The following is a 13,813-nucleotide window of genomic DNA, read 5'->3' as shown; positions in this document are numbered from 1 at the left end:
CGCCGACTTAATAAAGAGAGAGTTAGTGTGAAAGCTGACAACCCTTTTGATCTATTACTCCCCGCTGCGATGGCGAAAGTTGCCGAAGAAGCGGGTGTCTACAAAGCCACGAAACATCCGATGACGACGTTCTTTCTGGCCATTACGGCTGGGGTGTTCATCTCCATCGCTTTCGTCTTCTATATCACAGCCACCACCGGCACTGCCGGGATGCCTTTCGGCATAGCGAAACTGATTGGTGGTATTTGCTTCTCACTGGGCCTGATTCTCTGCGTCATCTGCGGCGCCGACCTCTTCACCTCAACGGTGCTGATTGTGGTGGCAAAAGCCAGCGGAAGAATTACCTGGGGTCAACTGGGGCGCAACTGGCTCAACGTTTACGTTGGCAACCTGATTGGCTGTCTGCTCTTTGTTCTGTTGATGTGGCTCTCTGGCGAGTATATGACCGCCAACGGCGGCTGGGGGCTTAACGTCCTGCAAACCGCCGACCACAAAATGCACCATACATTTATCGAAGCTGTTGCTCTCGGCATCCTCGCAAACCTGATGGTCTGCCTGGCGGTCTGGATGAGCTACTCTGGTCGTAGCCTGATGGATAAAGCCATGATTATGGTTCTGCCGGTTGCGATGTTTGTTGCCAGCGGCTTTGAGCACAGTATTGCGAATATGTTCATGATCCCGATGGGTATTGTTATCCGCAACTTTGCAAGCCCGGAGTTCTGGACTGCTGTAGGTTCAACCCCGGAAAGTTTTTCACACCTGACTATTATGAACTTCATTACTGATAACCTGATCCCCGTCACTATCGGGAACATTATCGGTGGGGGTCTGTTAGTTGGGTTGACATACTGGGTCATTTACCTGCGTGGCGGCGATCATCATTAATGGTTGTCTCAGGCAGTAAATAAAAAATCCACTTAAGAAGGTAGGTGTTACATGTCCGAGCTTAATGAAAAGTTAGCCACAGCCTGGGAAGGTTTTACGAAAGGTGACTGGCAGAATGAAGTCAACGTCCGTGACTTCATTCAGAAAAACTATACCCCGTATGAAGGTGACGAATCCTTCCTGGCTGGTGCGACTGACGCAACCACCAAGCTGTGGGACAGCGTGATGGAAGGCGTTAAACTGGAAAACCGCACTCACGCGCCAGTTGATTTTGACACCTCCGTTGCTTCTACCATCACTTCTCACGATGCTGGCTACATCAACAAAGCCCTTGAGAAAATCGTCGGTCTGCAAACTGAAGCACCACTGAAACGCGCAATCATCCCGTTCGGTGGTATCAAAATGGTTGAAGGTTCCTGCAAAGCGTATAACCGCGAGCTGGACCCAATGCTGAAAAAAATCTTCACCGAATACCGCAAAACCCATAACCAGGGCGTATTCGATGTTTACACCAAAGACATTCTGAACTGCCGTAAATCTGGCGTTCTGACCGGTCTGCCAGATGCCTATGGCCGTGGCCGTATCATCGGTGACTACCGTCGCGTTGCGCTGTACGGTATCGACTTCCTGATGAAAGACAAATACGCGCAGTTCGTCTCTCTCCAGTCTGACCTGGAAAACGGCGTAAACCTGGAAGCGACTATCCGTCTGCGTGAAGAGATCGCTGAACAGCACCGTGCGCTGGGTCAGATCAAAGAGATGGCGGCTAAATACGGCTGCGATATCTCTGGTCCTGCTACCAACGCTCAGGAAGCTATCCAGTGGACCTACTTCGGCTACCTGGCCGCTGTTAAGTCTCAGAACGGTGCAGCAATGTCCTTCGGCCGCGTATCCACCTTCCTGGATGCGTACATCGAACGTGACCTGAAAGCAGGCAAAATCACTGAACAAGACGCTCAGGAAATGATTGACCACCTGGTCATGAAACTGCGTATGGTTCGCTTCCTGCGTACCCCAGAATATGATGAGCTGTTCTCTGGTGACCCAATCTGGGCAACCGAATCTATCGGCGGTATGGGCGTAGATGGTCGTACTCTGGTAACCAAAAACAGCTTCCGCTTCCTGAACACCCTGTACACCATGGGTCCTTCTCCGGAGCCGAACATCACCGTTCTGTGGTCTGAAAAACTGCCTCTGAACTTCAAGAAATTCGCCGCTAAAGTGTCCATCGACACCTCTTCTCTGCAATATGAGAACGATGACCTGATGCGTCCTGACTTCAACAACGATGACTACGCTATCGCTTGCTGCGTAAGTCCAATGGTTGTTGGTAAGCAAATGCAGTTCTTCGGTGCGCGTGCAAACCTGGCGAAAACCATGCTGTACGCAATCAACGGCGGCGTTGATGAAAAACTGAAAATGCAGGTTGGTCCTAAGTCTGAACCGATCAAAGGCGACGTGCTGAACTATGACGAAGTCATGGACCGCATGGACCACTTCATGGACTGGCTGGCTAAACAGTACGTGACCGCGCTGAACGTTATCCACTACATGCACGACAAGTACAGCTACGAAGCCTCTCTGATGGCGCTGCACGACCGTGACGTCGTTCGCACCATGGCGTGTGGTATCGCAGGTCTGTCCGTTGCGGCTGACTCCCTGTCTGCAATCAAATATGCGAAAGTTAAACCAATTCGTGACGAAGATGGTCTGGCTATCGACTTCGAAATCGAAGGCGAATATCCGCAGTTTGGTAACAACGACGCTCGCGTTGATGACATGGCGGTTGACCTGGTAGAACGTTTCATGAAGAAAATTCAGAAACTCACTACCTATCGTAACGCTATCCCGACTCAGTCTGTTCTGACCATCACCTCTAACGTTGTGTATGGTAAGAAAACCGGTAACACCCCAGACGGTCGTCGTGCTGGCGCGCCATTCGGCCCAGGTGCTAACCCAATGCACGGTCGTGACCAGAAAGGTGCGGTTGCCTCTCTGACCTCCGTTGCTAAACTGCCGTTTGCTTACGCGAAAGATGGTATCTCTTACACCTTCTCTATCGTGCCAAACGCGCTGGGTAAAGACGACGAAGTGCGTAAAACTAACCTGGCGGGTCTGATGGATGGTTACTTCCACCACGAAGCGTCCATCGAAGGTGGTCAGCACCTGAACGTGAACGTGATGAACCGTGAAATGCTGCTCGACGCGATGGAACATCCTGAGAAATATCCTCAGCTGACCATCCGCGTATCTGGCTACGCAGTACGTTTTAACTCCCTGACGAAAGAACAGCAGCAGGACGTTATTACCCGTACTTTCACTCAGTCCATGTAAGTGGAATTGACTGAAATCACGCGTTAAAAAGCGTACAATAAAGGCTCCACGCAAGTGGGGCCTTTTTAACACCCTCGCTTCATCAGTCTCTTTTGTCCGCTATCTATACTTAATGGATAACAGCCAAAACAGACTCGACATAGCCTTTGAGCTGTGCATCTACATAGGCCCCCGGATGGGCCAAATTCGGAGATATCACCGCAATGTCAATTATTGGTCGCATTCACTCCTTTGAATCCTGTGGCACCGTCGATGGCCCGGGGATCCGCTTTATCACTTTCTTCCAGGGCTGCCTGATGCGCTGCCTGTACTGCCATAACCGTGACACCTGGGACACCCATGGCGGTAAAGAAGTCACCGTTGAAGATCTGATGAAAGAGGTGGTGACCTATCGCCACTTCATGAACGCGTCCGGCGGTGGCGTGACGGCATCCGGCGGTGAAGCCATTCTTCAGGCTGAGTTTGTGCGCGACTGGTTCCGCGCCTGCCACAAAGAAGGCATTCATACCTGCCTCGACACCAACGGCTTTGTGCGCCGTTACGATCCGGTTATTGATGAACTGCTTGAAGTGACCGATCTGGTCATGCTCGATCTCAAGCAGATGAACGATGAGATCCACCAGAATCTGGTTGGCGTTTCAAACCACCGTACCCTGGAATTTGCCAAATACATTGCCAACAAAGGCGTCAAGACCTGGATCCGCTACGTGGTGGTGCCGGGCTGGTCAGATGATGATGACTCTGCACATCGTCTGGGTGAATTTACCCGGGATATGGGTAACGTGGAGAAAATTGAACTCCTGCCCTATCACGAGCTGGGTAAACATAAATGGGTGGCGATGGGTGAAGAGTACAAACTCGATGGCGTGAAGCCGCCGAAAAAAGAGACGATGGAGCGCGTCAAAGGTATTCTTGAGCAGTATGGCCACAAGGTCATGTATTAACGAAAAGGCCCGGTGAAAACCGGGCCTTTTTATATTCTATTTAAAGACGCCATTAATAACGGAAGACACAATCGCCGTACTCAGCGCAATTAAGACCAGGTCGTCACCTACTACGCGCCATTCATAGCCCGGATAGGAAGGAAGCTGACCCAGCATATCGGCTGGCACGGTTTTCTTCGCAATGCCCGGAGGCAGTGGCTTACCGCGCGCCAGGTTTTTCGCAATTCCCGGAGGCAGAGAGTCGTAGCCCGTTAAGCCGTAATTCAGTGCCAGATGGCGGGCATGATCGAAGCTCACGCGAGCATCCACATCATTACCGACATCTTTGCTGTTTTTAAAGCTCTTATCCGATTTCCCAGGGTTATCCTGACCGTTATTGTGTTTATTACCATGGTTACCAGCGTTCCCGTTACCATGATTGCCGCTATTACCTTGTCCGCCACCGTTTCCGTGACCACCACCATTCCCGTTTCCAGGATTAGCCATGGCCGGAGCCGTTGCAAACGTTAAAGCCAACACTACGGCAAGTGCGGTAGTGGAAAAACGACGAGTAGACATGATTGCTGCCTTTTAGTGGTAAACTCATTTGAATTATCGCCAGGCAGTAAAAACTCACAATAAGTAAAAGTCTTATATGTGACAGGGACAAAAAAGCCTGTCATCGACAGGCTTTTAATAAGTCATGCATGGGCCACTGGCGTTGGATGTTCGCCCACTTTGCGCAGCAGCATTAACAGATAAATAAACGACACGCTGGCGATCATAATAAACAGCAGATTGTCAGAATAATTTTGCATGAGCATAGCGGTAAACGTCGGACCCAGTAAACTGCCGATGGTGTAACTCAGCAACAAAGCCTGGTTCATTGCAACCAGCTGGTGATGCTCAACTTTCTCACAGGCCCAGGCCATCGCGACCGGATAGAGCGTAAAGCCCGCAGCTCCCAGAATGAACAGCGCAGGCGCCATTGCGGCGTTGCTGAGCATGGCGAGACAGCCCATGATGACCACGAAAACCTGGACGCGCAGCACCAGCAGACGACCAAAGCGGTCCGCCAGGCGGCCAATCGGCCACTGGCCGACAATCCCCGCGCTGACCATCACCGCCATCCAGAAACCGATCCCGGAATCACTGACGCCCTGATGGTTAAGATAGAGCGGCATCAGGCCATAGAGCGAGCCCAGCACAATCCCGGAAATAATGCAGCCGTTAACCCCCAGACGCGCCTGGCGCAGTCTCAGCATCGGCCAGACGTGGGTAGCTTCCTGATGCTCGCTGTTTTGATTCACAATGCGGGTAAAGAGCAGCGGCAGGATCGCCGCCAGAACCATGCCCGTCACCCACGGCAGCACGCTCATCAGGTCTGTTGGCAGTTTGCTGACCATCAGCTGTCCCAGAACGGTACCGACGTAGTAAACCATCATATAGGCCGCCAGAAGACGCCCGCGATTACGGGACGTTCCGCTGCACATTAGCGCACTTTCAACCACCACCCAGATCATGGCGCAGCCGACGCCCGCAATAAAGCGCCAGACCATCCAGCTCCAGAAGCCGACCATGAGGCCTAAACCGGCGCAGCCGACGGCAAAGATCAGCGACGCCAGATAATAACTGCGGTTAAAACCAAAGCGCTTAATAAGGCTGCCCGTTAATAAGGTGCCCAGCAGATTGCCCGTAAAAAAGGACGAGCTAACCATACCCACCTGCCAGGTCGGTAAGTTTTCATGGGCGAGCCATAGCGGGACGAGTGTGTTTAACACCGCGATCGCCAGGGTCAGCAAAAGCAGGCCACAGAGCAACAAAAGCACCGGGCGGGTATAGGTGGTCATGGATTAAAAACCGTGAGGAAGTTCAGATTTCGTGCGCATCATGCCACTGGCAAAAACAAAGTCAATCCACCGGTTCAGGCGTCACGCACGTTATGCGCCTTGTCGATTTAAAAAACTCATCCTGCTAATGCAAAGCCTGCTACTGATATTAATTATCTATTTGTTTTTATTTATTTCCGGGAATTTTTACAACGAAACATCAGTCGAAAAATTTCATGAATGAAAAAAGAAAAGCCGGGCGCTATGTCCCGGCTTTTTATAACAAAATCTAAAAATTAGCTGGCGATAGCCATACCGACCGTCATATGCAGACCGTAAAATACGCCGCGACCAATTAACTCCCCTGCCAGCACCAGCACAAAGGCCAGGGACAGTAACGGCAGCGCAGGCGAGTAACCTTTAAGCTGAGGGGCAATCCAGCACACCAGCGCCGCCGTCAGCAGCACCACACGCCAGGCCATCAGCGAACCGTAATCCGGCACCAACGCCGAAGCCTGCTGGATAGAGCTGTGAATGGTCGCCAGCTCCGCTCCCTGCATGAGCGCGACAACGGTACTGATTACCAGCGCCAGCAGCGAGACCGCGGGCAGCAGGCGCATCGCCCAACCATTAATGCCAGCCACACGCAGCAGCAGATAACCCAGCAGCGGCCCGCCAATAAACATGGTCAGGAAGAAGCTCATCGGCGTCCAGACGCTGTACCAGGTCGGAACGGTATCGATGGTGTTGTACACCCGGACCATCATCCAGACGAAGACAACGCCCAGTACCATGGTGACGATGAGCCACAACGCGCGTAACCCTGACGGCAGCTTTTTCACCGCTGCCAGTAACCACCCCAGCCCGCCAACGGCAAAGAAGATTGCCCCGCTGGCAATCTCGTTACTCAGCGAAGAGGCACCTACGCGGTTCAGGGAGTTGAACGCGCGCATCGGTGAGCCCAGGTGCAGCGTAGAGGCGATAAACCCAATGCCCATCAACACCCACAGGCCAAACATGCTTAACACCAAACGCTGCTGCTGTTCAGCATTGAGGTTCCCTTTTAACAGCGCCAGCGCAAGGACGATAAACCCGCCCGCCACGCACTGCCCAAAGACCGTGAAGATCATTAGCGGCCATTCATGCCATCCACTTCCCATCTCACACCTCCTTCGGGTTTGCCAGGTAGCCGGTGGTGTCACCCGTCGGACGGCTGTTGGCGTTAGGTTTAATCACAATACTCGGCTTCGTGAAGTGCGCAGACGGCAGCGGCGCGACGGCAGCAAGCTGACCGTGTTTTTTGCGCAGCTCTTCAATCGGGCCAAAGTCCAGCGCGCGCAGCGGGCAGGATTCGACGCAGATGGGCTTTTTGCCGTCCGCCACGCGGCTATGGCAGCCGTCGCACTTGGTCATGTGGCCTTTGGCGGCATTGTACTGCGGCGCGCCGTACGGGCAGGCCATGTGGCAGTAGCGACAGCCGATGCAGACATCCTCGTCCACCACCACAAAACCGTCGTCGCGCTTGTGCATTGCCCCGCTCGGGCAGACCTTGGTGCAGGCCGGATCTTCGCAGTGGTTGCAGGCAATCGACAGGTAATAGGCGAAGACATCCTGATGCCAGACGCCGTTGTCCTCCTGCCAGTCGCCGCCCGCGTATTCATAAATACGACGGAAGCTAACGTCCGGGGTCAGATCTTTGTAATCCTTGCAGGCCAGCTCGCAGGTTTTGCACCCGGTGCAGCGGCTGGAATCAATAAAAAATCCATACTGGGTTGTCATCGGTTACTCCTTACGCCTTTTCAACCTGAACGAGGTTTGTGTGGGATGGGTTGCCCTTCGCCAGCGGCGACGGACGCTGCGTAGTGAGAACGTTGATGCAGCCCGCCTGATCGATACGGTTCGCATCCGGGTTATACCAGGCCCCTTCCCCCAGCGCGACAACGCCAGGCATCATACGCGGAGTCACTTTAGCTTCGATATGCACTTCGCCACGTCCGTTGAAGATACGTACGCGATCGCCATTACTGATGCCGCGCGCTTTCGCATCCATCGGGTTGATCCACATCTCCTGTCGGCAGGCCGCTTTCAGTACGTCAACGTTGCCGTAGGTGGAGTGAACACGCGCTTTGTAGTGGAAACCGGTCAACTGAAGCGGGAATTTCGCCGTCAGCGGATCGTTGTAGTTTTCGAAGCCTGGCGTATAAATCGGCAGCGGATCGATAACATCCCCTTCCGGCAATTCCCACGTTGCAGCAATTTTTGCCAGCTCTTCGGAGTAGATCTCGATTTTGCCCGACGGCGTGGTCAGCGGATTGGCCTGCGGATCGTCGCGGAAGGCTTTATATGCCACGTGATGCCCTTCGGGATCGCGCTGCTTGTACATGCCCTGCTTGCGGAAGGTATCGAAGTCCGGCAGGTCAGGAATGGCTTTGCGTGAGAGCTCGTGCAGATGGCGCATCCACCCTTCCTGAGTACGTCCTTCAGTGAACTGCTGCTCAACGCCAAGACGTTTCGCCAGCTCGGAAGTCATCTCATAAATGGTTTTGCACTCGAAGCGCGGTTTGATGGCCTGGTCAGTGAAGATCACATAGGACATGTTGCCGCAGGAGGCGTCCAGCGCGAAATCCATCTGCTCAGACGCGGTGCAGTCTGGAAGCAGAATATCGGCATACTTCGCCGATGAGGTCATGTGGCAGTCGATCACCACAATCATTTCGCACTTCTTGTCGTCCTGCAAAATTTCATGGGTGCGGTTGATTTCAGAGTGCTGGTTGATCAGGCAGTTACCGGCGTAGTTCCAGATCATTTTGATCGGCACGTCCAGCTTATCTTTGCCCCGAACACCGTCACGCAGCGCGGTCATTTCCGGGCCGCGCTCGATCGCGTCCGTCCACATAAACATGGAGATGCTGGTCTGAACCGGGTTATCCAGCGTTGGCATACGTTCAAACGGGACTTCATACGAGCCTTCACGCGCCCCGCTATTACCGCCGTGAATACCAACGTTGCCAGTCAGAATCGAGAGCATAGAAATAGCGCGGGTGGCAATTTCGCCGTTCGCGTGACGCTGTGGTCCCCATCCCTGGCTGATATAAGCCGGTTTTGCTGAACCAATTTCACGGGCCAGCTGAACAATACGCTCGACTGGAATGCCGGTAATGGTGGATGCCCACTCAGGGGTTTTCGCTACCCCGTCGCTGCCCTGACCAAGAATGTACGCTTTGTAATGCCCGTTAGCCGGTGCGCTGGCTGGCAGGGTCTTCTCGTCATAACCAACGCAGTATTTATCAAGGAACGGCTGATCGACGAGGTTTTCAGTGATCATCACATACGCCAGCGCATTGACCAGCGCCGCATCGGTACCAGGGCGAATAGGGATCCACTCGTCTTCACGTCCCGCGCCGGTATCGGTATAGCGCGGATCGACGATGATCATACGTGCGTTGGATTTGGCGCGCGCCTGCTCAAGATAATAGGTTACCCCACCGCCGCTCATCCGGGTTTCGCCTGGGTTGTTACCGAACAACACCACCAGTTTACTGTTTTCGATATCCGACGGGCTGTTACCGTCTGCCCAGCCGCCGTAGGTGTAGTTCAGACCCGCAGCAATCTGTGCGGAAGAGTAGTCGCCGTAATGATTGAGATAGCCGCCGCAGCAGTTCATCAGGCGCGCCACCAGCGTTTTACCCGGCGGCCAGGAGCGGGTCATGGTACCGCCCAGCGTCCCGGTGCCGTAGTTGAGGTAGATGGATTCGTTGCCATACTCTTTGATCAGGCGCTGCATGTTAGTCGCGATAATATCGTAGGCTTCGTCCCAGCTAATACGCTCGAACTTCCCTTCCCCACGCTTACCGACGCGCTTCATTGGGTATTTCAGACGATCCGGGTTATAAACGCGACGGCGCATTGAACGGCCACGCAGACAGGCACGAACCTGATGTAACCCTTCGTAGTTATCATCGCCGGTATTGTCTGTTTCGACATATTTGATTTCACCGTCCACAACATGCATACGCAGAGGACAACGGCTACCACAGTTAACGGTACAGGCACTCCACACCACTTTTTCCGGGGCTGAAGCGGGAGACAGAGCCTCCGCCGCCGACGCCAGACGGGTAAAAGGGAGCGTAAAGGCGCTGCTGGCAACCGCCAGACCGCCTATTGCCGTGGTTTTCATCAACCCACGGCGAGTGACCTCGGCAGCCATTAACGCTTCAGGCGCTTTGATTTTCATAAAGACTCACTTTGGTTGCTCACAAAGAAATAAAGGGCGGCATACACCGCTATATAGTTTTATGTATAACGATATTTTTGGTTATCAGTGTTTTATGCTGACTTTCGTTCGGAGGAGTATTACTACTTTAGAGGGAGGGGTTATTGCTTCGTATCAAATCAGAGGCATAAAAAAAGCGCCCTGAGGCGCTTTTTTGTCTTAGAGCAAATAATTAGCCGATGAACTGCTGGCCTTTCATGTAAGGGCGCAGCACTTCCGGGATCTCAATGCGTCCGTCAGCCTGCTGGTAGTTTTCCAGCACAGCAACCAGCGTACGGCCTACTGCCAGACCGGAACCGTTCAGGGTATGAACCAGACGGGTTTTCTTGTCAGATTTGCTGCGGCAACGCGCCTGCATACGACGCGCCTGGAAATCCCAGACGTTGGAGCAGGAGGAGATTTCACGGTAGGTGTTCTGCGCAGGCACCCAGACTTCAAGGTCGAAGGTTTTGCAGGCACCGAAGCCCATGTCGCCGGTGCACAGCGCCATACGGCGGTACGGCAGGCCCAGCAGCTCCAGCACTTTCTCAGCATGACCGGTCATCTCTTCCAGCGCGTCCATAGACTCTTCCGGACGAACGATCTGCACCATCTCAACTTTATCGAACTGGTGCATACGGATCAGACCGCGCGTATCGCGACCGTAAGAACCGGCTTCAGAACGGAAACATGGAGAGTGCGCGGTCAGTTTGATTGGCAGATCGTCTTCGTCGATGATCTCATCACGCACGAGGTTGGTCAGCGGCACTTCCGCGGTTGGGATCAGCGCGTAGTTGCTGCTGTCTGCTTCCTCGTCCAGCGGACGGGTGTGGAACAGATCGCCGGCAAATTTCGGCAGCTGGCCTGTACCGTACAGCGTATCGTGGTTAACCAGATACGGAACGTAGGTTTCGCTGTAGCCGTGCTGCTCGGTGTGCAGATCCAGCATGAACTGCGCCAGAGCGCGATGCAGATGGGCAATTTGACCTTTCATGACCACAAAGCGAGAACCCGTCAGCTTAACCGCAGCCGCAAAGTCCAGGCCCGCGTGCATTTCGCCCAGCGTGACGTGATCGCGCACCTCGAAGTCAAACTCGCGAGGCGTGCCCCAGCGTTTCACTTCAACGTTGTCGTTTTCGTCTTTGCCGACAGGCACGCTGTCGTCAGGAATGTTCGGGATCGCCAGAGCGATATCACGAATTTCAGCCTGAAGAACATCCAGTTCAGCTTTCGCCTGATCCAGCTCTTCACCCAGTTTGTTCACTTCCAGGCGTAATGGCTCAATATCTTCCCCGCGCGCTTTCGCCTGGCCAATGGATTTCGATCGAGAATTACGCTCTGCTTGCAGATTTTCAGTTTGTACCTGCAAAACTTTACGACGCTCTTCAAGAGCGCGCAGCTTATCTACATCCAGCTTAAAGCCCCGGCGTGCCAGTTTTTCAGCGACTGCGTCTGGCTCATTACGCAGCAGATTGGGATCGAGCATGCTTATCCTGTGCTTATCGAATTAAAAAAGGAAAAAGTGACCACAGCCTGCGGCCACAGAGATATATTGCCAACATTACCGCAACGATTGAACTAACGGTAGCGTTTTATAGGGCTATTTTGATCCTGTCCGGCAAGCCAGGCGAGCTTTTCGCCAATCTTACCCTCAAGACCTCTGTTTGTGGGATGATAATAGCGGGTTTGTGCCATCTCCTGCGGGAAATACTCTTCCCCGGCGGCGTAGGCATTGGGTTCATCATGGGCGTAGCGATACTCCTGCCCGTAACCCATCTCTTTCATCAATTTGGTTGGCGCATTGCGCAGATGAACCGGCACATCGTAGTCCGGACGTTCACGTGCATCTGACATCGCCGCTTTGAAGGCGGTATACACCGCGTTACTTTTCGGCGCGCAGGCCAGATAGACAATTGCCTGCGCAATGGCACGCTCACCTTCCGCGGGTCCGACGCGGGTAAAGCAGTCCCAGGCGGAAATAGCGACCTGCATGGCGCGTGGATCGGCATTACCGACATCTTCTGACGCGATGGCCAGGCAGCGACGCGCGACATATAACGGATCGCCACCGGCGGTAATGATACGCGCGTACCAGTAGAGCGCCGCATCCGGGGCGCTGCCGCGCACGGACTTATGTAATGCCGAGATCAGGTCGTAAAAACGATCGCCTTTATTATCGAAGCGTGCGCTGCGTTCACCGGCTATTTCGGTGAGCAATTCAGGTTTCAGTACGCGCTTGCCGGCATCATCCACTTCGGCCATATCGGCCATCATTTCCAGCGTATTCAGCGCCCGACGCGCATCGCCGTTGACCAGTTCAGCGATCGCACGACGCGTGTCGTCCGGCAGAACGATATCCTGTCCGCCGTAACCCCGCGCTTTGTCCTCCATCGCCTGGGTCAGAACCTTTTCGATATCCTCTGTAGTCAGGGATTTAAGCAGGTAAACGCGGGCGCGGGAAAGGAGCGCAGAGTTCAGCTCAAACGACGGGTTTTCCGTGGTTGCGCCGATGAAGAAAATCGTGCCGTCTTCAATGTGCGGCAGAAACGCATCCTGTTGGCTCTTGTTGAAGCGGTGGACTTCATCGACAAACAGAATGGTGCGGCGCCCGGCATTACGGTTTTGCCGCGCGCGCTCGATCGCCTCACGAATCTCCTTCACGCCGGAGGTAACCGCCGAGATGCGCTCAACGTCCGCGTTAGCATAGCGGGCGATCACTTCAGCGAGGGTTGTTTTGCCGGTGCCGGGTGGCCCCCAGAGGATCATGGAGTGCAGATGCCCCGCCTCTATGGCGCGCGGCAAGGGTTTCCCCGCAGCCAGCAGGTGTTGCTGGCCGATGTACTGCGCTAAATTTTCTGGCCGCATACGGGCGGCCAGAGGTTGAAACGCATTATCTGAAAAATCGAGCGACAGGTTGCTCACTCATGCCTCTTACTTATTACGTTGGTCGTCCACCGTTACGCCCTGCGGTGGGGTAAAGGTGAATTTCGAAGCATCTACGGCGCCGTTTTGCTGAGACTTGAGCTGATAGCTACTGCGCTGATCGTCCTGCTCAACCGCACCGAACTGATTAATGGTACCGTTGCTGCTCACGTTAATGGTGAACTGCTTCAGGTTACCGTTGCTGCCTTTTGGTGTCAGGACGAACTCATCACCGTTTTGTTTAATGTTGTACTGCTGCCAGTCGCTGGACTGGTTACGGGCAATGAGCATAAACGGCGTATTGCTGGTCGCGTCTTTCAACCAGGTGGCGGTCGCCTGCTCAACAAACGGGTTGTAGAACCATAAGGTTTTCCCGTCGGACACCAGCACGCTTTCATCCGGCTGGGTCATGTGCCAGTTGAAGAGATTCGGGCGTTTCACCCACAAATCCCCCTGACCTTCCTGCACCGCGTTGCCACTGCCGTCAGTCACTTTTTGCGTGAAGCTGGCGTGGAAGCTGCTCACTTTATCCAGTCGGCTTTTAAGGTCGCTGGCTGCATCAGCCCAGACGCTGCTGGCAACAAAACTGGAGAGTAATGCACAGACGATGGCGATTTTTTTCATTGTTATTCCTTAAAATACGTCTTCCCGATATGGGGTTCCGTTTC

General features: G+C 53.8%; 11 protein-coding genes. 3 read left to right on the top strand and 8 right to left on the bottom strand.

The window, feature by feature from the left end; translation table 11 throughout:
- Positions 1–27: 27 nt before the first annotated feature.
- The 3 genes from focA to pflA all read left to right on the top strand — a co-directional run bounded on the left by focA (position 28) and on the right by pflA (position 4,163).
- The gene (focA, locus tag L463_RS24270) at positions 28–885 is read left to right on the top strand and encodes a formate transporter FocA (RefSeq protein WP_017384832.1); all 858 of its coding nucleotides are present in this window, start codon (positions 28–30) and stop codon (positions 883–885) included.
- 51 nt (positions 886–936) lie between these two features.
- Complete coding sequence (gene pflB / locus L463_RS11005; protein WP_003858247.1) at positions 937–3,219, top strand: formate C-acetyltransferase; 2,283 nt, start codon at positions 937–939, stop codon at positions 3,217–3,219.
- Positions 3,220–3,422: 203 nt separating this feature from the next.
- Entirely contained in the window at positions 3,423–4,163 is a 741-nt protein-coding gene (pflA, locus tag L463_RS11010) for a pyruvate formate lyase 1-activating protein (RefSeq protein WP_003858250.1), read from the top strand.
- Positions 4,164–4,199: 36 nt separating this feature from the next.
- Here pflA and L463_RS11015 read toward each other — a convergent pair whose 3' ends face one another.
- The 8 genes from L463_RS11015 to lolA form a co-directional block, all read right to left on the bottom strand.
- Positions 4,200–4,721: an anti-virulence regulator CigR family protein gene (locus L463_RS11015; protein WP_023296221.1), complete on the bottom strand. Its 522-nt coding sequence runs from the start codon at positions 4,719–4,721 to the stop codon at positions 4,200–4,202.
- A gap of 122 nt (positions 4,722–4,843) precedes the next feature.
- Complete coding sequence (locus L463_RS11020; RefSeq protein ID WP_003858254.1) at positions 4,844–5,992, bottom strand: MFS transporter; 1,149 nt, start codon at positions 5,990–5,992, stop codon at positions 4,844–4,846.
- Between the two features lie 275 nt (positions 5,993–6,267).
- The gene (locus L463_RS11025) at positions 6,268–7,131 is read right to left on the bottom strand and encodes a dimethyl sulfoxide reductase anchor subunit family protein (protein WP_017693703.1); all 864 of its coding nucleotides are present in this window, start codon (positions 7,129–7,131) and stop codon (positions 6,268–6,270) included.
- 1 nt (position 7,132) lies between these two features.
- Complete coding sequence (locus tag L463_RS11030) at positions 7,133–7,750, bottom strand: DMSO/selenate family reductase complex B subunit (protein WP_017384835.1); 618 nt, start codon at positions 7,748–7,750, stop codon at positions 7,133–7,135.
- 10 nt (positions 7,751–7,760) lie between these two features.
- Positions 7,761–10,205 (bottom strand): dimethylsulfoxide reductase subunit A, encoded by a 2,445-nt coding sequence (gene dmsA / locus L463_RS11035; protein WP_015570977.1) that lies wholly within the window; start codon positions 10,203–10,205, stop codon positions 7,761–7,763.
- A gap of 211 nt (positions 10,206–10,416) precedes the next feature.
- Entirely contained in the window at positions 10,417–11,709 is a 1,293-nt protein-coding gene (gene serS / locus L463_RS11040; RefSeq protein ID WP_003858266.1) for a serine--tRNA ligase, read from the bottom strand.
- A 92-nt stretch (positions 11,710–11,801) separates the two neighbouring features.
- The gene (gene rarA, locus L463_RS11045) at positions 11,802–13,145 is read right to left on the bottom strand and encodes a replication-associated recombination protein RarA (RefSeq protein WP_023296220.1); all 1,344 of its coding nucleotides are present in this window, start codon (positions 13,143–13,145) and stop codon (positions 11,802–11,804) included.
- 9 nt (positions 13,146–13,154) lie between these two features.
- On the bottom strand, positions 13,155–13,769 hold the full coding sequence (gene lolA, locus L463_RS11050) for an outer membrane lipoprotein periplasmic chaperone LolA (protein ID WP_017384837.1): 615 nt from the start codon (positions 13,767–13,769) through the stop codon (positions 13,155–13,157).
- Positions 13,770–13,813: the final 44 nt, after the last annotated feature.

It is taken from the genome of Enterobacter sp. BIDMC 27 (assembly GCF_000534415.1).
Classification (GTDB): domain Bacteria; phylum Pseudomonadota; class Gammaproteobacteria; order Enterobacterales; family Enterobacteriaceae; genus Enterobacter; species Enterobacter hormaechei_C.
The sequence above is the reverse complement of the archived record's forward strand: the minus strand, read 5'-3'. Positions and strand labels throughout refer to the sequence as shown.